Raw genomic sequence first — 15,779 nt, forward strand, 5'->3', positions numbered from 1 at the left:
CTGGGTAACACAACGGGCGGATTTAGGGCTTGTAAGAGTGAAAAAATTTCGAAAAAGACTTGCACGAACACTAAAACCCTACCAATATAAGCCGGGTGCGCTCACGCGCAAATTTCCATGTGTTCCGTTTAGGAGGCTCGAAGATGGCAACAGCCAAAAAAACCACCGCAGCGCCCGCCAAGAAAGCCGCTGCCAAGCCTGCTGCGGCGGCGAAGCCGGCAGCGAAGAAGGCAGCAGCTCCTGCCAAAGCAGCAGCACCGAAAGCGACCGCAGCAGCAAAGAAGCCGGCTGCGGCACGCAAGCCCAACGCCGCTTTCATGAAAGAGATGACCCCGTCGGCACCGCTGGCTGCCGTCGTCGGCGCAAAACCGCTGCCGCGCACCGAAGTGACCAAGAAAGTCTGGGACTACATCAAGGCGCAAAACCTGCAGGACGCGGCCAACCGCCGCATGATCAACGCCGACGACAAGCTGAAGGCCGTCTTCGGTGGCAAGGCGCAGGTATCGATGTTCGAAATGACCAAGCTGATCTCGGATCACCTCAAATAAGAAGACCTGGCTGGTCGTCCCACCGGCCCCGATACAAAAAGCCCCGGCGAGCCGGGGCTTTTTGCTTTCGGTGGACCTGTCCGCACGGCTTCCTTGGTAAACGATATCACGACGTAGGGTGGCATTCGAGGCCGGGGCCTCAAATGAAACGTGCCCACCAAATGCGAGCGCCGCGGTAACGCACGGTGGGCACAGGGTGCCCTGCGACTTTGCGATGAGGTGTCCGACATGAGATTCGACCTGGTAGACCTGCAGCTGTTCCTGCACGTGGTGGAAGCCGGCAGCATCACGGCAGGCAGCCAGCGTGCGCACCTGGCGCTCGCATCGGCCAGTGAGCGCATCCAGAACATGGAAGCGGCGCTGGGCGTGCCGCTGCTCGTGCGCGGCCGGCGCGGCGTGCAGCCGACGGCGGCGGGACTCGCCCTGCAGCGCCACGCCCGCCTCGTGTTCCAGCAGCTGGCGCGCATGCGCGCGGAACTGGGCGAGCACGCGGCCGGCCTGAAGGGCCAGGTGCGGCTGCTGTGCAATACGGCGGCGCTCTCCGAATATCTGCCCGACACGCTGGCCGGCTTCATGGCGCGTCATCCGAACGTCGACATCGACCTCGAAGAACGCACCTCCAGCGACATCGCGCGCGCCGTGCGCGAAGGCGGCGCGGACCTCGGCATCGTGGCCGACACGGTCGACCTGTCCGGCCTGGAGACCTTCCCGTTCTGCACCGACCGCATCGTGGCCGTCGCGCAGCCGGCGCTGGCGCGCACGCTCGTCACGCAGGAGGGCCAGGCCGTGACGTTCGCGCGCCTCGTGGACTTCGACCACGTCACGTTGACGGGCGACAGCGCCCTGTTCCGCTACCTGAGCCAGCTGGCCGAACGCGCCGGCCGCACGTTGCGCGCGCGCGTGCGCCTGCGCAGCTTCGACGCCGTGTGCCGGATGGTGGAGAGCGGGGTCGGGATCGGCATGGTGTCCGAACCGGCCGCGCGGCGCTGCGCACGCACGATGGACATCGCCGTGCTCGAACTGGCCGACGCGTGGGCGTTGCGCCAGCTGTCGCTGTGCATGCGCAGCTTCGACGCGCTGCCGCGGCATGCGCAGCAGCTGGTGGAAGAAATCCGCGCGTGAACGTGCGGATTTCAAGTAGGGTGCACGGCGCGGCCGTCCACGCGTTCAGCCAACGCATGCTCGCCTGCGCATCGTGTCAAGCGAGATTCGAACGCGTGGACGGGAAACCCGTCCACTTACCCGCGACGCCGGCAGCGCGATAAACGCAGGTCCCGTTACCGGCTGGAGACCATCACGTCCTGCTTGAATTCCCAGTTCTTCCATGCCGCCAGCACCGCGTTCGGGTACTGGGGCTGGCCGCGGCTGCCGTTGTAGCGGCCGAGGGCAAGGTACAGGTTGCCGCCTTCCATGTCGATGTACATGCGCAGGATCGAGCAGCCGTAGCGCAGATTGGTCTGCATGTCGAACAGCGCGCGGCGGTTCGAATCGCCGATCACCTTCGTCCAGAACGGCATGACCTGCATGTAGCCGCGCGCGCCGACCATCGACACGGCGTACTTGCGGTACGCCGACTCGACCTGGATCAGGCCCAGCACGAGGCCCGGATCGAGGCCCGCGCGCGTGGCTTCGTACCACGCGGATTCGAGGAATTCCGTGCGCGTCTGGTCGTCCGGCAGGCGGCGCTTGAGGCGCGCCGACATCGCGTCGAACCACTGCTGGTAGCGCACCCGGGCGACCTCGTCGCGGAACACCGGCTTGGGCGGCCGGCCGTCGCGGATGGCGTGTTCGAGCGCCAGCCGGACCGAATCGGCGAGCGCTTCTTCTTTCTGGTTGCCGGCCTGCGCCGCGCCGCTGCTCATCAATGCAGCGGCGAGCAAGACCGGGCCGAGCCGGGCTGCCGCCCGGCCAATCAACCGTCGTGCCATCACTTGCCCAGCTTGGCCTTGACGAAGCCGACCATGTCGGCCGCCGGGACGGCGGTGGCATCAAGATCGCGGCGGCCCTGGTATTCCAGGTTGCCTTCCTTGAGGCCGCGCTCGCCGATCACGACACGGTGCGGCACGCCGACCAGTTCCCAGTCGGCGAACATCGCGCCCGGACGCAGGCCGCGGTCGTCGACGATGACGTCGACACCGGCCGCTTCGAGCTCGGCATACAGGCGATCGGTTTCGGTCTTCACCAGATCGCTGCGGTCATAGCCCATCGGGCACAGCACCAGTTCGAACGGCGCGATGGCGTCCGGCCAGATGATGCCCTTGTCGTCGAAATTCTGCTCGATGGCGGCGCCCACGATGCGGGTCACGCCGATGCCGTAGCAGCCCATTTGCATCGGGACCGGCTGGCCCTTCTCGTCCAGGTAGACGCAGTTCATCGCGGCGGAGTACGCCGTGCCGAGCTGGAACACGTGGCCCACTTCGATGCCGCGCTCGATCGCGAGCACGCCCTTGCCGTCCGGCGAGGCGTCGCCTTCGACCACGTTGCGCAGGTCGGCGACGACGGGTTCCGGCAGGTCGCGGCCCCAGTTGACGCCCGTCAGGTGGTATTCGGCCTCGTTGGCGCCGCACACGAAGTCCGACATATTGGCGACGGTGCGGTCGGCCACGATGTTGACCGGCTGCTTCGGGCCCACCGGACCGAGGTAGCCCGGCACGGTGCCGTAGGCGTCCAGGATTTCCGCCTCGGTGGCGAAGCGGAAGTCTCTCAGGCCCGGCACTTTCGAGACCTTGACTTCGTTCAGGTCATGGTCGGCGCGCAGCAGCAGCAACCAGTTTTCTTTCGTGACCTGGCCGTCGACTTCTTTCTCGGCCGTCAGGGCGATCGCCTTCACGTTGCGCGTGAGTTCGATGCCGAGCAGCTTGGCGACCTGCTCGCATTTCGTCGAGTTCGGCGTCAACACCTTCGTCATCGGCTGCGTGGCCGCGCCGCGCTGGGCGATCAGCGGCATTGCCTCGGCCGCTTCCATGTTGGCGGCGTAGTCCGATGTCGGGCAGTAGACGAGCGCGTCTTCGCCGGTGCTGGCGATCACGTGGAATTCGTGCGAGCCGGTACCGCCGATCGCGCCGTTGTCGGCCGCCACGGCGCGGAACTTCAGGCCGAAGCGGGTGAAGGTGTTCACGTAGGCGTCGAACATCGTCTGGTAAGACTTCTGCATGCCTTCGACGTCGCGGTCGAACGAGTACGCGTCCTTCATCGTGAACTCGCGGCCGCGCATCAAGCCGAAGCGGGGACGGCGCTCGTCGCGGAATTTCGTCTGGATGTGATAAAAATTCAACGGCAGCTGGCGGTACGATTTGACTTCGGTGCGCACGACGTCGGTGATCACTTCTTCCGACGTCGGCTGCAGCGCGAAGTCGCGGCCGTGGCGGTCCTTGAGGCGCAGCAGTTCCGGCCCCATCTTGTCCCAGCGGCCTGTCTCTTGCCACAGTTCGGCCGGCTGCACGAGTGGCATCAGGAGTTCGATCGCGCCTGCCTTGTTCATTTCTTCGCGAATGATGCCCTCGACCTTGCGGATGACGCGCAGGCCCAGCGGCATATAGGTATAGATGCCGGAGCCAAGTCGCTTGATCATCCCTGCGCGCATCATCAGTTTATGACTGACGATCTCGGCGTCGGAGGGCGCTTCTTTGAGCGTTGAAATAAAAAATCGTGAGGCGCGCATATCGGTGAATTCTTTTTAAAAAGAGAGGGTTATAATCGACCTAATTTTAAAGGATTAGCTGGCTGATGCATCCAATCTTTATACAAATGGGTCCGAAACAAGTGGTGCATGCTGTTGTTCCTATGCAGGTTAACGACGAAAGCACCTGAGGAGCCTTGCAGGTTCAGCAAGTCTCCAGGGATTTGTAAGTAAAAACGTAAGAGGGATCGGCCGGCAGAAAGTTTCGAGGTGAATTATGCTCGATCGTGAAGGGTTCCGCCCCAACGTCGGCATCATCCTGCTGAACGCCAACAACGAGGTGTGGTGGGGCAAGCGGGTGCGTGAGCATTCTTGGCAATTTCCGCAAGGGGGTATCAAATACGGCGAGACGCCGGAACAGGCGATGTACCGCGAGCTCGAAGAAGAAATCGGCCTGCGTCAGGAGCACGTCAAAATCGTGGGCCGGACCCGCGACTGGCTGCGCTACGAGGTGCCCGATCACTTCATCAAGCGCGAAGTGCGTGGTCACTACCGCGGGCAGAAGCAGATCTGGTTCCTGCTGCGCATGGTGGCGCGCGACAACGACGTCAACCTGCGCCTGACCGACCATCCCGAGTTCGACGCCTGGCGCTGGCACGACTACTGGGTACCGCTGGACGTCGTCATCGAGTTCAAGCGCGAAGTGTACCAGCGTGCGCTGCAGGAGTTGTCGCGCTTCATCACGTGGCCCGCGAACGGCGACCGCCGCCACAATTCGCGCTACCTGCGCCAGCCGCACGAGCGGCGTGGCCAGGGCGGCAACGGCGGCAATGGCGGCAATGGCGGCAACAAGCAGGCCGGCGCCAATGCCGCCAATGCCAGCAGCAAGGCGGTGGCGGTGGCCAGCAAGGCCATCGCGGACGCGGCCGGCAGCTCCAAAATGGTGTTGGCGCAAGGGGCTACACGCAAGGAGTGATCTGCGCGAGTAGCGCGGAAGCAACACAACAAAGGCAAAGCAGCCGTGCGAGCGGTTGTCTTTGCCTTTTTACATTTTTGTAATGTATTTTTTACAAAATTGCGCAGTAGAATTATTGTCATGATGATCTCTACGTCGCCACTGGTCCGTGCCCTCCCCTTGCTGCTGGCCGCGCTGTGCGCCTCGGCGGGCGTCCACGCCGAGGACACGCCGCCCAAATGCACCTACGTCGAAGTGGCCAGCCTGCCCATCCGCTACGTCGGCGAGGGCCTGGAGCCCGCGGTCGACGGCACGATCGACGGCACCCCGGCCACGATGCTGATCGACACCGGCTCCGACCAGACGCACATGACGATGAACGCGGCGGCCCGGCGCGACCTGAGCCTGCACATGACGGGACGCTGGGTCGAAGGCATCGGCGGACTCTCGCGCCTGTACTCGGCACGGCTGAAGGATTTCGCCATCGGTCCGGCGCACGCCGGCCGCCGCCCCGAACTGACCGTGATCGGCAGCACCACGTTCACGCCGGCCTTCGACGCCATTGTCGGTGCCCCGTTCCTGCTGCAGGCGGACCTGGAACTCGACCTGCGCGCCAAGCGGATGAAGTTCTACCGCCCGCTCGAATGCCGCAAGACCGAACTGTTCCTGTGGCAGGAGAACACGGTCGTGCTGCCGTTCGAACGCGGCTACGGCAACAGTCCGAACCCGCATTTCACGGTCGTCGTCAACGGCAAGGAAATGGATGCCCTGATCGACTCCGGCGCGCACCGCAGCTTCATGATGCTGAATGCGGCCAAGCGGGCCGGCATCGACGTGGGCGGGCCGGGCGCGGTCCGCATGCGCGACGCCGGCGGGATCGGGTCCGACCGCGCACCGCACTGGATCGCCCCGGTCAAGACGCTGCAGTTCGGCGGCGAGACCATCCGCGACGTCGAACTGGGCATCATCGATTCGCAGGGCGCGCGCACCGCCGACCTGTACCTCGGCCAGGACTTCCTGCGCACCCACCGCGTGCTGTTCGCGATGAGCCAGGAAAAGCTGTACATCGCCTACCTGGGCGGCGACGTGTTCACGCGCGGCACCGGGCTGGAACCCTGGATGCGCGCCGAGGCCGACGGCGGCAATGCGGACGCCCAGTACGCGCTGGCCCAGATCTACGGCAACGGCCGCGGCGTCGCGCGCGATCCGATCCAGGCCGGCGTCTGGCTCGACATGGCGGCAAGCCGCGGCCAGCCGAACGCCAGCCTGCTGCTCGGCCGCCGGCAGATGCTGGCCGGGCACCTGGACACGGCGATCCCGCAACTGCGGCGCGCGCTCGACCAGCTGCCGGCCGACCGCCTCGGTCCGTTGTGGCTGTACATCGCGCGCGTGCGCCACGGCGAGGCCGAACTGGCAAAGACCGAACTGGAAGCGGCGCTGAAACGGCAGAAGGAAGACGACTGGCCCGCGCCGATCGCCGATTTCTATCTCGGCAAAGTCAACGCGGCCCGCCTGCTGGACGAAGCGGGCAAGGATGCGAAACTCGCGCATGCGCGCACGTGCATGGCCGAGTCGTACATGGCAGAATGGCATGATGCGCGGGGCGAGACGGCCGAGGCCAGCGCGCTGCGCGCCACCGTGCGCACGAACTGCATGCCCCCCGGAGCCACGCGATGAAACTGATCGCCACCCGTGCCGGCCGCGCGGACAAATACGACCAGCTGCGCTGCGTGCGCCGCGACGGCAGCGCGACCGGATGCGCGATGCCGCGCCAGGGCATCCTGCCGCACGACCTCGTGCACTACGTCGTCGAATCCACGCTCGGCTGGCGCCACGCCTTCTACGGCATGATCGCGGCCGGCACCGACATCGGCGGCGCGATGGAACAGGCGCACGATCCCGGCAACGCGGCGCTGGTTGACCAGGCCATCCACGTGGAAGCCATCGTCGAGAGCCTGCAGGCGCAGTTGTGGAGCGGCGCGTTCGATGCCGCGATGTTCGACGAAGGCGTGCGCACGGCCTGCACGGGCCGCGGCCGCAGCGTGCCGGCACTGCCGGCGGACGCCGGCCGGCAGCTGTTCGACGCCGTGCTGCTGCTGGACGAACGCTGGCGGCTAGTGCCCTGGCACGGCACGCTCGAGCTGGAACTGCCGGACCTGTGACCGCGCAGCGGGGGCGGCGTCATCGCGCTACAATGACGCCCTTCCCCCAGTGTTTCCGACGGTTCCCGCCATGTTCACCCCTTCCTCCCACGACGTCCGCCGCTTCTTTTGCGAGGCCTTGCGCAAGCGCCGCGCCGGCGAGATCCTGACCCCGATGGACGCCATCGCCGCCGACTGGATCGAGCAGCATCCCGAGTACCACGACGAGCTGGCGGACGCGGATGAAGCCGTCGCGCGCGACTATGCCGTCGAAGGCGGCAAGCCGAATCCGTTCCTGCACCTGTCGATGCACCTGTCGATCACGGAACAGGTGTCGATCGACCAGCCGCGCGGCATCCGCGCCGCGTTCGAGGCGCTGGCCGCGCGCGTGGGCGAGCACGAGGCTCACCACGAGATCATGGAATGCCTCGGCGAGATGATCTGGTCGGCCCAGCGCCACGGCACGCAGCCGGACACGGATGCGTACGTGGCCTGCGTGCGCAAGCGCGTGCGCTGACCGGTCCTGCGAATGAAAAATCCCTCGTGCCGGCAGCGCCGGGACGAGGGATTTTTTATATGGCCGGGCGCCGCGTCAGCGCTTCGTGACGAGCGGTCCGGGCAGGCTTTGCAGGTAGGCGGCGATATCCGCCATGTCGCGGTCGGACAGCGGCTGGGCCATGCCGGCCATGATCGCGTTGTTGCGGCCGTTGGCGACCTTGTTGCCGCGCTTGTAGGCGGTCAGCGCATGCACGAGGTAGTCGGCATGCTGGCCGGCCAGCTTGGGATAGCTCGGGTCGATCGGGGTCTTGAAGTCGGCGCCGTGGCAGGACGCACAGTTGTATTTTTTCGCGAGCTCGGCGCCGTTGGCGGCGTTGCCCGAGGCCAGGGCCTGGCCCGACAGGGCGAGGGATGCGGCGCCCAGGGTCAGCGCGACGATCAGTTTGTTCATGGCGCGCTCCTTACTTGGACGGGGTCTGTTGCGAGTAGTACGCGGCGATGTCGGCGATGTCCTGGTCGGACAGGCTGGCCGCGATGCCGTGCATGGACGGGTGATTGCGGTCGCCTTTCTTGTACGCCTGCAGCGCGGCTTCGATGTACTTGGCCGACTGTCCGCCGATCTTGGGTACGCGATAGACCTCGGGGAAGCTGCCCTTGTAATCGGGGATGCCGTGGCAGCCGATACACTGCTCGATCTTGTTGGGTGCTGCCTTCGGATTGCCGACGATGTCGGCCGCGCAGGCCGTGCCGGCCATCGAGGCGCCGGCGGCAAGCACGAGTAAAACTGTTGAAATTTTCATGGATGACCTATCGTGAGGTTGATTCGATAGGGCGCCTTGCGACCCGTGCGGCGGCAGCAGGTTTTCGAGACCCCCGGTACTGCGACTGCAAAAACACTTGGCATTTGTACTACGAACCGGTCGATTCTATCCGAAGAATATGGTCGAGTCCATTGGGCACCGCAGCATGGACGGCCATCGCGCCACGGCGTTCTGTCATATACTCGTTGGCATTTCCTTACCACTGACTCAGGCCCATGCACGCATCCCGACGCTTCGAAGGCAGCGACAACTATGTCGCCACCGCCGACCTGAAACTGGCGGTCAACGCCGCCCTCACCCTCGCCCGACCGTTGCTGATCAAGGGCGAACCCGGCACCGGCAAGACCATGCTGGCCGAGGAAGTGGCGGCCGCGCTGGACATGCCGCTGCTGCAGTGGCACATCAAGTCCACGACGAAGGCCCAGCAAGGCCTGTACGAATACGACGCCGTCTCGCGCCTGCGCGATTCGCAGCTGGGCGACGAGCGCGTGCGCGACATCCACAACTACATCGTCAAGGGCGTGCTGTGGCAGGCGTTCACGGCGCCCGAGCCGGTGGTGCTGCTGATCGACGAGATCGACAAGGCCGACATCGAATTCCCCAACGACCTGCTGCGTGAACTGGACCGCATGGAATTCTACGTGTACGAGACGCGCGAGATGGTCGTGGCGAAGCACCGCCCGCTCGTCATCATCACGTCGAACAACGAGAAGGACCTGCCGGACGCCTTCCTGCGCCGCTGCTTCTTCCACTACATCAAATTCCCCGACCGCGACACGATGGCGGACATCGTGAAGGTCCACTATCCGACCTTGAAGGCCGACCTGCTGTCCGCCGCGCTGCAAAGCTTTTACGAGCTGCGCGACGTGCCGGGGCTGAAGAAAAAGCCGTCGACGTCGGAATTCCTCGACTGGCTGAAACTCCTGCTGGCCGAGGACATCCCCGTCGAGGTCTTGCGCAGCCAGGACGGCAAGACGATCGTGCCGCCGCTGGCCGGCGCCCTGCTCAAGAACGAGCAGGACGTCGGCCTGTTCGAGCGCCTGGTGGCGATGGCGAGGCACAACCGATGATCCACGTCGATCCCGTCACCCTCGAATTCAACGGCGTGCGCCTGGAGCCGCTCGGGCTGCACCACCTGGACGGCCTGCGCGCGGCGGCCGCCGACGGCGAACTGTGGAACCTGCGCATCACGTCCGTGCCCGAACCGCAGGACACGGAAAACTACATCCGCACCGCGCTGGAGATGGGTAACCGCGTCACCTTCGCCGTCGTCGACGCCGCCAGCGACACCGTCGTCGGCACGACCAGCTACCACGACATCATGCCCGCGATCGACCGTGTCGAAATCGGCTACACGTGGTATGCGAAGAGCCGCCAGCGCAGCCACGTCAACACGAGCTGCAAGCTCCTGCTGCTGTCGCATGCGTTCGACACGCTGGGCTGCGCCGTCGTCGGCCTGCGCACCGATAATTTCAACTACGCGTCGCAAGCCGCCATCGAGCGCCTGGGCGCGAAGAAGGATGGCGTGATCCGCCACCATGCGCCGCGCCGCGACGGCACGGTGCGCGACACGGTCATGTACAGCATCGTGCGCGGCGAGTGGCACGAGATCAAGTCGCACCTGCATTACCGCCTTTCGCGCCACGCGCAATAAAGGAGCGCGCGATGCTGATCGACTTCTTCTTCACCCTGCGCGACGCGAAGGTTCCCGTCACGATCAGGGAATTCCTCACGCTGCTGGAAGCGCTGCAGCAGCAGGTGATCGCGCCGTCGCTCGACGAGTTTTATTATCTCGCGCGCCTGACACTGGTGAAGGACGAAGCCCATTTCGACAAGTTCGACCGCGCGTTCGGCGCCTTTTTCAAAGGCATCGAGACGGTGTTCGACGCCAAGGCCGACATCCCTTTGGATTGGCTGCTCAAGCGGCTCGAACGCGAGCTGACGGCGGAGCAGAAGGCGCAGCTGCAAAAGCTCGGCTACGACAAGCTGATGGACCGCCTGCAAGAACTGCTGAAGGAACAGAAGGGGCGCCACGAAGGCGGTAATAAATGGATCGGCACGGGCGGCACGTCCCCGTTCGGCAACGGCGGCACGAATCCGGAAGGCATCCGGATCGGTGGCAAAGGGGGCAACCGCAGCGCCGTCAAAGTGTGGGACCAGCGCACCTACCGCGACTACGACGGCGAACGCGAACTGGGCATCCGCAACATCAAGGTCGCGCTGCGCCGCCTGCGTCGCTTCGCGCGCCAGGGCGCGCCCGACGAACTGGCGCTGGACGAGACGATCCGCTCCACCGCCAACAACGCCGGCTGGCTCGACATCAAGATGCAGCCGGAGCGGCGCAACCGCATCAAGGTGCTGATGCTGCTGGACGTGGGCGGCACGATGGACGACCACATCGAGCGCACCGAAGAACTGTTCTCGGCCGCGAAGGCCGAGTTCAAGCACATGGAGTTCTACTATTTCCACAACTGCGTCTACGACCATCTGTGGAAGAACAACCGCCGCCGCCATGCCGAGCGCTTTCCCACGTGGGACGTATTGCGCACCTACCCGTCCGACACGCGCCTCATCTTCGTCGGCGACGCGACGATGAGTCCCTACGAGATCCTGGCGCCGGGCGGCTCCGTCGAATACGCGAACGACGAAGCGGGCGCCGAATGGCTGGCGCGGTTCTGCCATGCGTTCCCCAAATTCGCCTGGATGAATCCGGAGCCCGAACACTTGTGGCAGTACCGCCAGTCGATCGACATCATCCGGAGAATCATGGGCAACCGCATGTTCCCGGTGACGATGGACGGGCTCGAACGGGCGATGCGGCTGCTCAGCAAATAACCTAACCGTCGCGTTTCGGCAGGGTGGACGGCTATGCCGTCCGCCCTACCCGCGTCATCCTCCTACATGTAATCGTGCGCACATATGCGTCTTGTAGAATCGGCTCCAAGTCATAACATTTTGACAAAGGAGCGCCCATGCAGGATTTCCTGGCGATCCTCACCAGCCTCGCCTGGCCGTGCGCGATCACGCTGGCCTGGCTGGTCGGCGAATTCGGGCAGCGCTGGACAGGCCTGCCCCGCATCAGTTTTTATGGGCTTGCCGGCTTCGTGCTGGCCGCGCCCCAATTGGGCGTCCTGCCGCCGCCGGAGACCGGCACGGCGCTGCTGCTGGCCGACGTCGGGTTCGGGCTGATCCTGTTCGAGCTGGGTTACCGCATCAACCTGCGTTGGCTGCGCACGAACCCGTGGATCGGCGTCACGGGCCTCGTCGAGACGGGCCTCACCTTCATCGGCGTGTACCTCGTCGCGGACGCATTCGGGGCGCCCCTGTTCGACCGGCTGATGCTCGCATCGCTGTCGATGGCGACGTCGCCGGCGACCGTCGTCCGCGTGATCAACGAACAGAAAAGCTCGGGACAAGTGACGGAACGGGCGCTGCACCTGTGCGCGCTGAACTGCGTGCTGGCCGTGTTCGCGTTCAACGCCGCCGTCGGCCTGTGGATCTTCCGGACCTCCGAGGATGTCGGCGACGCGCTGTGGAACAGCCTCGTCGTGCTGAGCGTGTCGACGTTCACCGGCGCCGTGTTCGGGCTCGTCGTGCCGGGCGTCCTGCGCCTGCTCGGCAAGGTGACGCAGGATGCCACCGTCGCTTTCGCGCTGGCCGTGATCCTGCTCGTGTCGATCACGTATGCGTTGGGCCTGTCGCCCGTCGTCGCCGCGCTCGCGTTCGGGCTGACGGCGCGCCATCGCCGCGTCGCGTTCAGCCAGGCGCAGCGCAATTTCGGCGCGCTCGGCGAACTGCTCACCGTCGTGCTGTTCGTGTTCGCGGCGTCCACGCTCGACTGGCGCCGCGTGTGGGCCGGCGCCCTGCTTGCCGGCGCCCTCGTGCTCGTGCGCCTGCTCGCGAAGACGGCCGGCGTGACGGCGTTCGCGCATCTGTCCGGCATTTCGTGGCGCAAGGGCGCGCTGACCGGGGTGGCGCTCACGCCGTTGTCGGTGTTCGTGATCCTCCTGATCGAACATGCGCGCCACGCGGGCGTGGCGGTGGTCGAGGAATTGCGGGCCGTGGCCGCCGTGACGATGCTGCTCGAAGTGTTCGGTCCGATCATCCTGCAGCGCGCCCTCGTGTGGGCGCGCGAAGCGCCGGAGGCCAGCCATGCCGCTTGAACCCTTTGCCACATCGAAGCCGCTGACGTTCGGGGTCGAGCTGGAACTGCAGCTCGTCAGCCTGTCCGACTTCGACCTCACGCCGGCCAGCCCCGACCTGATGCACCTCCTCAAGCGCAAGCCGTTCCCGGGCAACGTCACGCCCGAGATCACCGAGAGCATGATCGAGATAAATTCGAGCGTGCAGACCGGCTACGGCGCGCTGCTGGCCGAGCTGCTCGAGATCCGCGACACGCTCGTCGCCGCCAGCGACGTGCTGAACATCGGCATCGCCGGCGGCGGCACGCATCCGTTCCAGCACTGGTCGGAGCAGCGCATCTCGGCCAAGCCGCGCTACCAGGAATTGTCGGCGCTGTACGGCTACCTGGCCAAGCAGTTCACCGTGTTCGGCCAGCACGTGCACATCGGTTGCGCCAGCGGCGCCGATGCGCTGTTCCTGCTGCACGCGCTGTCGCGCTACATCCCGCATTTCATCGCCCTGTCGGCCTCGTCGCCGTTCGTGCAGGGCCACGACAGCGGCTTCGATTCGGCGCGGCTGAATTCCGTGTCGGCCTTTCCCCTCAGCGGCCGCGCGCCGTTCACGCTCGGCTGGGACGATTTCGCCAACGTCTACTTCGCCAAGATGGAGCGCACGCGCATCATCCGGAGCATGAAGGATTTTTACTGGGACCTGCGGCCCAAGCCGGAATTCGGCACGATCGAGCTGCGCGTGTGCGACACGCCCCTCACCGTCGAGCGGGCCGCGGCACTGGCCGCCTACCTGCAGGCGCTGTGCCGCCACCTGCTCGAACGGAAAGAAGCGCCGCCGCTGGAAGACGACTACCTCGTCTACAACTACAACCGCTTCCAGGCCAGCCGCTTCGGCCTCGACGGCGTGATCACCCATCCGAAGACCTACGAGCAGATCCCGCTGCGCGACGACATCCTCGCGACGCTCACGCTGATGGAACCGCATGCGCAGGCGCTGGGCAGCCTGGACGCGCTGCCGCACTTGGCCGCGGCGGCCGTCGAAGGCGACGACGCGGGCTATCTGCGCGGGCAGTACGAACGCCAGGGCAGCGCGGAAGGCATGGTCGACGCGGCGATCCGGCGCTTCCGCGGCCGTTAAAAAAATTTTCCGTGCGTGTCGATCCGGCGGCGGCCCGTTCGTCGTAGCATCGGAGGGATGTCCTCTGCCACCCACGCCAAGGAGACCGATCATGTCCACGAATACCGTCGAGCTGCACCGCGTTCTGAAATCCACCGCCGACCGCGTCTATCGCGCTTTCCTCACGCCCGCCGCCGTCGCCAAATGGCTGCCGCCGCATGGCTTCACCTGCACCGTGCACGAGCAGGACGGCCGCGTCGGCGGCCGCTACCAGATGTCGTTCACGAATTTCACGACGGGCGGGAGCCACTCGTTCGGCGGCGAATACCTCGAACTGGAACCGGGCAAGCGCCTCGTCTACACGGCCGAATTCAACGACCCGAACCTGCCCGGCCGCATGCAGACGACCGTGCTGCTGCGCGACGTGTTCTGCGGCGTCGAAGTCAAGATCAAGCAGGAAGGCATCCCCGCCGCGATCCCCGCCGAGCTGTGCTATCTCGGCTGGCAGGAATCGCTTCAACTGCTCGCGCAACTCGTCGAGCCCGAGATCAAGGAGTGATCAAACGGCACCTGGTCGCGGTCATGCATCCCGTAGTCGCGCACGACGGCGGCCACGCGCAGCCGGTAGTCGGCAAAGATGCCGGCGCGGCCCGCCGCCTGCATCGCCCGGTGCGCGGGCAGCGTGCGCCAGCGCTTGACCGCTTCCTCGTCGCGCCAGAACGACAGCGACAGCATGCGGTCCGGCCGCGCCAGCGAGGTGAAGCGCTCGATCGAGATGAAGCCGTCGATCGCGTCCAGCTCGGGGCGCAGCGCGGCGGCCGCGTCCAGGTAATCCTGGCGCCGGCCGGGCGCCGGCTCCACTTCGAAGATCACGGCGATCATGGCAGCGTGCCCTCGACCGGCTCGGTGAACGTCCGCTCCTCGCGCAGGATGAAGCGTTTCTCGCGCGCGAAGTCGAAGTTGGCGCGGGCTTCGCCATCTTTTTTCAATCGCAGCCGGTAGGCTTCGTAATCGGCCAGGCTGTCGAAGCCGACCAGGCCCCACGCCTCGTAATTCGTGCCCTCGTGCGGCGCAAAATAGCCGAGCAGGCGGCCGCCCAGCCTGGGGATGATGCGGCCCCAGTTCTCGGCATATTCGCAAAACGCGGCGCGCTGGACGGGGTCGATCTCGTAGCGGATGAAACAGGTGATGGGCATGATGGCTCCTCGTGTTATTGAAGCCCCATGGTAGTCACTGGCCCTGGCTTGATGCTTCGGCTAAGATCGAAGCATATGAGAGACGGACCGAACATCGCCAACATCGCCGCACTGATCGGCGACCACGCCCGCGCCGAGGTGCTGAACGTGCTGATGAGCGGCATGGCGCTGACGGCGACCGAACTGGCCGACGCCGCCGGCGTCACGCGCCAGACGATCAGCACGCACCTCGCCAAGCTGCGCGAAGCGGGCCTGCTCGCCGTGGAGGCGCAGGGCCGGCACCGCTATTTCCGCATCGCCGACGCCGACGTCGCCCAGCTGCTGGAATCGATGATGGGCGTCGCGTTCGGCACGGGCGCCGTGCGCGTGCGCGGGAGCCCGCGCGAGCCGGCGCTGCGCAAGGCGCGCGTCTGCTACGACCATCTCGCCGGCGAACTCGGCGTGTTCGTCTACGAAAGCCTGGCCAGGCGCGGCGCGTTCGCGCTGGATGCAAGCGGCGTCGCGCTCACGGACGCGGGCCGCGCCCTCGTCGCGCAACTCGGCATCGATCCGCTGCCGTCCGCCACGCGGCGGCCGCTGTGCCGCACGTGCCTGGACTGGAGCGAGCGCCGCCATCACCTGGCGGGCACCCTCGGCACTGCGCTGCTGGACCGTTTCCAGCAACTGGGCTGGGCGCGCCGCGTGCCGGATTCGCGCGTGCTCGCGTTCGGCGTGGACGGCGAAGCGGCGCTCAAGGCCTGGCTGGGCTGAA

General features: G+C 65.8%; 19 protein-coding genes. 13 read left to right on the top strand and 6 right to left on the bottom strand.

All coding sequences use genetic code 11. From position 1 onward, the window contains the following. The first annotated feature begins 143 nt into the window (after positions 1-143). Positions 144-548, top strand: coding sequence for an SWIB/MDM2 domain-containing protein (locus BVG12_RS16275; protein WP_075793316.1), 405 nt, complete (start codon positions 144-146; stop codon positions 546-548). Positions 549-776: 228 nt separating this feature from the next. Next, the gene (locus tag BVG12_RS16280; RefSeq protein ID WP_075793317.1) at positions 777-1,670 is read left to right on the top strand and encodes a LysR substrate-binding domain-containing protein; all 894 of its coding nucleotides are present in this window, start codon (positions 777-779) and stop codon (positions 1,668-1,670) included. A gap of 155 nt (positions 1,671-1,825) precedes the next feature. Here the strand turns inward: BVG12_RS16280 and BVG12_RS16285 are convergent, their stop codons facing one another. Continuing rightward, entirely contained in the window at positions 1,826-2,476 is a 651-nt protein-coding gene (locus BVG12_RS16285) for a lytic transglycosylase domain-containing protein (protein WP_075793318.1), read from the bottom strand. Continuing rightward, positions 2,476-4,209: a proline--tRNA ligase gene (locus BVG12_RS16290; protein ID WP_075793319.1), complete on the bottom strand. Its 1,734-nt coding sequence runs from the start codon at positions 4,207-4,209 to the stop codon at positions 2,476-2,478. Before BVG12_RS16290 ends, BVG12_RS16285 begins: the two co-directional genes overlap by 1 nt. 235 nt (positions 4,210-4,444) lie before the next feature. Between BVG12_RS16290 and BVG12_RS16295 the strand changes: the two genes are divergently transcribed. The 4 genes from BVG12_RS16295 (at position 4,445) to BVG12_RS16310 (ending at position 7,780) form a co-directional block, all read left to right on the top strand. Beyond that, entirely contained in the window at positions 4,445-5,143 is a 699-nt protein-coding gene (locus BVG12_RS16295; protein ID WP_083685105.1) for an RNA pyrophosphohydrolase, read from the top strand. A 120-nt stretch (positions 5,144-5,263) separates the two neighbouring features. Continuing rightward, entirely contained in the window at positions 5,264-6,799 is a 1,536-nt protein-coding gene (locus BVG12_RS16300; RefSeq protein ID WP_083685108.1) for an aspartyl protease family protein, read from the top strand. Then, positions 6,796-7,284, top strand: coding sequence for a hypothetical protein (locus tag BVG12_RS16305; protein ID WP_075793321.1), 489 nt, complete (start codon positions 6,796-6,798; stop codon positions 7,282-7,284). Before BVG12_RS16300 ends, BVG12_RS16305 begins: the two co-directional genes overlap by 4 nt. A 70-nt stretch (positions 7,285-7,354) precedes the next feature. After that, positions 7,355-7,780, top strand: coding sequence for a DUF1841 family protein (locus BVG12_RS16310; protein ID WP_075793322.1), 426 nt, complete (start codon positions 7,355-7,357; stop codon positions 7,778-7,780). A gap of 75 nt (positions 7,781-7,855) precedes the next feature. Here the strand turns inward: BVG12_RS16310 and BVG12_RS16315 are convergent, their stop codons facing one another. Together BVG12_RS16315 and BVG12_RS16320 are read right to left on the bottom strand one after the other, a co-directional pair. Continuing rightward, complete coding sequence (locus BVG12_RS16315) at positions 7,856-8,212, bottom strand: c-type cytochrome (protein WP_075793323.1); 357 nt, start codon at positions 8,210-8,212, stop codon at positions 7,856-7,858. Positions 8,213-8,222: 10 nt separating this feature from the next. Further along, a complete protein-coding gene (locus BVG12_RS16320) occupies positions 8,223-8,561 on the bottom strand; it encodes a c-type cytochrome (protein ID WP_075793324.1) in 339 nt (112 codons plus the stop codon). A gap of 236 nt (positions 8,562-8,797) precedes the next feature. Between BVG12_RS16320 and BVG12_RS16325 the strand changes: the two genes are divergently transcribed. From BVG12_RS16325 to BVG12_RS16350, 6 genes are all read left to right on the top strand, one after another. Further along, a complete protein-coding gene (locus tag BVG12_RS16325; RefSeq protein ID WP_075793325.1) occupies positions 8,798-9,652 on the top strand; it encodes an AAA family ATPase in 855 nt (284 codons plus the stop codon). Further along, positions 9,649-10,236, top strand: a complete 588-nt coding sequence (locus BVG12_RS16330; protein ID WP_075793326.1) for a GNAT family N-acetyltransferase — start codon at positions 9,649-9,651, stop codon at positions 10,234-10,236. Before BVG12_RS16325 ends, BVG12_RS16330 begins: the two co-directional genes overlap by 4 nt. Positions 10,237-10,247: 11 nt before the next feature. Beyond that, a complete protein-coding gene (locus BVG12_RS16335; protein WP_075793327.1) occupies positions 10,248-11,417 on the top strand; it encodes a vWA domain-containing protein in 1,170 nt (389 codons plus the stop codon). 137 nt (positions 11,418-11,554) lie between these two features. Continuing rightward, a complete protein-coding gene (locus BVG12_RS16340) occupies positions 11,555-12,745 on the top strand; it encodes a cation:proton antiporter (protein ID WP_075793328.1) in 1,191 nt (396 codons plus the stop codon). Then, a complete protein-coding gene (locus BVG12_RS16345) occupies positions 12,735-13,853 on the top strand; it encodes a YbdK family carboxylate-amine ligase (RefSeq protein ID WP_075793329.1) in 1,119 nt (372 codons plus the stop codon). Before BVG12_RS16340 ends, BVG12_RS16345 begins: the two co-directional genes overlap by 11 nt. 91 nt (positions 13,854-13,944) lie before the next feature. Further along, positions 13,945-14,391, top strand: a complete 447-nt coding sequence (locus BVG12_RS16350) for an SRPBCC family protein (protein WP_075793330.1) — start codon at positions 13,945-13,947, stop codon at positions 14,389-14,391. On the opposite strand, the gene BVG12_RS16355 is transcribed toward BVG12_RS16350, so the two are convergent. Both BVG12_RS16355 and BVG12_RS16360 read right to left on the bottom strand, forming a co-directional pair. Further along, positions 14,349-14,714, bottom strand: coding sequence for an antibiotic biosynthesis monooxygenase family protein (locus BVG12_RS16355; protein WP_075793331.1), 366 nt, complete (start codon positions 14,712-14,714; stop codon positions 14,349-14,351). The two genes, BVG12_RS16350 and BVG12_RS16355, sit on opposite strands and share 43 nt — an antisense overlap. Beyond that, the gene (locus BVG12_RS16360) at positions 14,711-15,028 is read right to left on the bottom strand and encodes an NIPSNAP family protein (protein ID WP_075793332.1); all 318 of its coding nucleotides are present in this window, start codon (positions 15,026-15,028) and stop codon (positions 14,711-14,713) included. The genes BVG12_RS16355 and BVG12_RS16360 overlap by 4 nt, the downstream gene beginning before the upstream one ends. Positions 15,029-15,103: 75 nt before the next feature. On the opposite strand from BVG12_RS16360, the gene BVG12_RS16365 reads away from it, so the two are divergent. Then, positions 15,104-15,778 carry an ArsR/SmtB family transcription factor gene (locus BVG12_RS16365; RefSeq protein ID WP_075793333.1) on the top strand — a complete coding sequence of 225 codons (675 nt, stop codon included), beginning with the start codon at positions 15,104-15,106 and terminating at the stop codon, positions 15,776-15,778. Position 15,779: the final 1 nt, after the last annotated feature.

This window comes from Massilia putida (assembly GCF_001941825.1).
Lineage (GTDB): Bacteria > Pseudomonadota > Gammaproteobacteria > Burkholderiales > Burkholderiaceae_D > Telluria > Telluria putida.

Bases quoted from the DNA above. Each gene is read 5' to 3' on its own strand.
- BVG12_RS16275 (WP_075793316.1), top strand. From the start codon at position 144: ATGGCAACAGCCAAAAAAACCACCGCAGCGCCCGCCAAGAAAGCCGCT.
- BVG12_RS16280 (WP_075793317.1), top strand. From the start codon at position 777: ATGAGATTCGACCTGGTAGACCTGCAGCTGTTCCTGCACGTGGTGGAA.
- BVG12_RS16285 (WP_075793318.1), bottom strand. From the start codon at position 2,476: ATGGCACGACGGTTGATTGGCCGGGCGGCAGCCCGGCTCGGCCCGGTC.
- BVG12_RS16290 (WP_075793319.1), bottom strand. From the start codon at position 4,209: ATGCGCGCCTCACGATTTTTTATTTCAACGCTCAAAGAAGCGCCCTCC.
- BVG12_RS16295 (WP_083685105.1), top strand. From the start codon at position 4,445: ATGCTCGATCGTGAAGGGTTCCGCCCCAACGTCGGCATCATCCTGCTG.
- BVG12_RS16300 (WP_083685108.1), top strand. From the start codon at position 5,264: ATGATGATCTCTACGTCGCCACTGGTCCGTGCCCTCCCCTTGCTGCTG.
- BVG12_RS16305 (WP_075793321.1), top strand. From the start codon at position 6,796: ATGAAACTGATCGCCACCCGTGCCGGCCGCGCGGACAAATACGACCAG.
- BVG12_RS16310 (WP_075793322.1), top strand. From the start codon at position 7,355: ATGTTCACCCCTTCCTCCCACGACGTCCGCCGCTTCTTTTGCGAGGCC.
- BVG12_RS16315 (WP_075793323.1), bottom strand. From the start codon at position 8,212: ATGAACAAACTGATCGTCGCGCTGACCCTGGGCGCCGCATCCCTCGCC.
- BVG12_RS16320 (WP_075793324.1), bottom strand. From the start codon at position 8,561: ATGAAAATTTCAACAGTTTTACTCGTGCTTGCCGCCGGCGCCTCGATG.
- BVG12_RS16325 (WP_075793325.1), top strand. From the start codon at position 8,798: ATGCACGCATCCCGACGCTTCGAAGGCAGCGACAACTATGTCGCCACC.
- BVG12_RS16330 (WP_075793326.1), top strand. From the start codon at position 9,649: ATGATCCACGTCGATCCCGTCACCCTCGAATTCAACGGCGTGCGCCTG.
- BVG12_RS16335 (WP_075793327.1), top strand. From the start codon at position 10,248: ATGCTGATCGACTTCTTCTTCACCCTGCGCGACGCGAAGGTTCCCGTC.
- BVG12_RS16340 (WP_075793328.1), top strand. From the start codon at position 11,555: ATGCAGGATTTCCTGGCGATCCTCACCAGCCTCGCCTGGCCGTGCGCG.
- BVG12_RS16345 (WP_075793329.1), top strand. From the start codon at position 12,735: ATGCCGCTTGAACCCTTTGCCACATCGAAGCCGCTGACGTTCGGGGTC.
- BVG12_RS16350 (WP_075793330.1), top strand. From the start codon at position 13,945: ATGTCCACGAATACCGTCGAGCTGCACCGCGTTCTGAAATCCACCGCC.
- BVG12_RS16355 (WP_075793331.1), bottom strand. From the start codon at position 14,714: ATGATCGCCGTGATCTTCGAAGTGGAGCCGGCGCCCGGCCGGCGCCAG.
- BVG12_RS16360 (WP_075793332.1), bottom strand. From the start codon at position 15,028: ATGCCCATCACCTGTTTCATCCGCTACGAGATCGACCCCGTCCAGCGC.
- BVG12_RS16365 (WP_075793333.1), top strand. From the start codon at position 15,104: ATGAGAGACGGACCGAACATCGCCAACATCGCCGCACTGATCGGCGAC.